The organism is Mitsuokella multacida DSM 20544 (assembly GCF_000155955.1).
GTDB classification, from domain to species: Bacteria; Bacillota; Negativicutes; order Selenomonadales; family Selenomonadaceae; genus Mitsuokella; species Mitsuokella multacida.
The window spans coordinates 1-1,967 of the sequence record NZ_GG697145.2; the positions used below are offsets into that span (position 1 = coordinate 1).

Here is a 1,967-nt window from a genome sequence, read left to right on the forward strand (position 1 = left end):
GGCACCGTCACCCTGGATGCTGTAGGCATAGGCTTGGTTATGCCGGTACTGCCGGGCCTCTTGCGGGATATCGTCCATTCCGACAGCATCGCCAGTCACTATGGCGTGCTGCTAGCGCTATATGCGTTGATGCAATTTCTATGCGCACCCGTTCTCGGAGCACTGTCCGACCGCTTTGGCCGCCGCCCAGTCCTGCTCGCTTCGCTACTTGGAGCCACTATCGACTACGCGATCATGGCGACCACACCCGTCCTGTGGATCCTCTACGCCGGACGCATCGTGGCCGGCATCACCGGCGCCACAGGTGCGGTTGCTGGCGCCTATATCGCCGACATCACCGATGGGGAAGATCGGGCTCGCCACTTCGGGCTCATGAGCGCTTGTTTCGGCGTGGGTATGGTGGCAGGCCCCGTGGCCGGGGGACTGTTGGGCGCCATCTCCTTGCATGCACCATTCCTTGCGGCGGCGGTGCTCAACGGCCTCAACCTACTACTGGGCTGCTTCCTAATGCAGGAGTCGCATAAGGGAGAGCGTCGACCGATGCCCTTGAGAGCCTTCAACCCAGTCAGCTCCTTCCGGTGGGCGCGGGGCATGACTATCGTCGCCGCACTTATGACTGTCTTCCTTATCATGCAACTCGTAGGACAGGTGCCGGCAGCGCTCTGGGTCATTTTCGGCGAGGACCGCTTTCGCTGGAGCGCGACGATGATCGGCCTGTCGCTTGCGGTATTCGGAATCTTGCACGCCCTCGCTCAAGCCTTCGTCACTGGTCCCGCCACCAAACGTTTCGGCGAGAAGCAGGCCATTATCGCCGGCATGGCGGCCGACGCGCTGGGCTACGTCTTGCTGGCGTTCGCGACGCGAGGCTGGATGGCCTTCCCCATTATGATTCTTCTCGCTTCCGGCGGCATCGGGATGCCCGCGTTGCAGGCCATGCTGTCCAGGCAGGTAGATGACGACCATCAGGGACAGCTTCAAGGATCGCTCGCGGCTCTTACCAGCCTAACTTCGATCATTGGACCGCTGATCGTCACGGCGATTTATGCCGCCTCGGCGAGCACATGGAACGGGTTGGCATGGATTGTAGGCGCCGCCCTATACCTTGTCTGCCTCCCCGCGTTGCGTCGCGGTGCATGGAGCCGGGCCACCTCGACCTGAATGGAAGCCGGCGGCACCTCGCTAACGGATTCACCACTCCAAGAATTGGAGCCAATCAATTCTTGCGGAGAACTGTGAATGCGCAAACCAACCCTTGGCAGAACATATCCATCGCGTCCGCCATCTCCAGCAGCCGCACGCGGCGCATCTCGGGCAGCGTTGGGTCCTGGCCACGGGTGCGCATGATCGTGCTCCTGTCGTTGAGGACCCGGCTAGGCTGGCGGGGTTGCCTTACTGGTTAGCAGAATGAATCACCGATACGCGAGCGAACGTGAAGCGACTGCTGCTGCAAAACGTCTGCGACCTGAGCAACAACATGAATGGTCTTCGGTTTCCGTGTTTCGTAAAGTCTGGAAACGCGGAAGTCAGCGCCCTGCACCATTATGTTCCGGATCTGCATCGCAGGATGCTGCTGGCTACCCTGTGGAACACCTACATCTGTATTAACGAAGCGCTGGCATTGACCCTGAGTGATTTTTCTCTGGTCCCGCCGCATCCATACCGCCAGTTGTTTACCCTCACAACGTTCCAGTAACCGGGCATGTTCATCATCAGTAACCCGTATCGTGAGCATCCTCTCTCGTTTCATCGGTATCATTACCCCCATGAACAGAAATCCCCCTTACACGGAGGCATCAGTGACCAAACAGGAAAAAACCGCCCTTAACATGGCCCGCTTTATCAGAAGCCAGACATTAACGCTTCTGGAGAAACTCAACGAGCTGGACGCGGATGAACAGGCAGACATCTGTGAATCGCTTCACGACCACGCTGATGAGCTTTACCGCAGCTGCCTCGCGCGTTTCGGT

General features: G+C 59.0%; 4 protein-coding genes. 3 read left to right on the forward strand and 1 reads right to left on the reverse strand.

The window, feature by feature from the left end; all coding sequences use genetic code 11:
• The coding region (tet(C), locus tag MITSMUL_RS11945; RefSeq protein WP_005843105.1) for a tetracycline efflux MFS transporter Tet(C) at positions 1-1,158 on the forward strand (1,158 nt) is incomplete at its 5' end.
• A gap of 55 nt (positions 1,159-1,213) precedes the next feature.
• On the opposite strand, the gene MITSMUL_RS13190 is transcribed toward tet(C), so the two are convergent.
• Positions 1,214-1,342, reverse strand: a complete 129-nt coding sequence (locus MITSMUL_RS13190) for a type VI secretion protein (protein ID WP_001260374.1) — start codon at positions 1,340-1,342, stop codon at positions 1,214-1,216.
• An 87-nt stretch (positions 1,343-1,429) separates the two neighbouring features.
• Between MITSMUL_RS13190 and MITSMUL_RS13225 the strand changes: the two genes are divergently transcribed.
• The gene (locus MITSMUL_RS13225) at positions 1,430-1,693 is read left to right on the forward strand and encodes a site-specific integrase (protein WP_003660253.1); all 264 of its coding nucleotides are present in this window, start codon (positions 1,430-1,432) and stop codon (positions 1,691-1,693) included.
• A 70-nt stretch (positions 1,694-1,763) separates the two neighbouring features.
• A partial coding sequence (locus MITSMUL_RS12460) for a Rop family plasmid primer RNA-binding protein (RefSeq protein ID WP_005843141.1) occupies positions 1,764-1,967 on the forward strand: 204 nt, incomplete at its 3' end.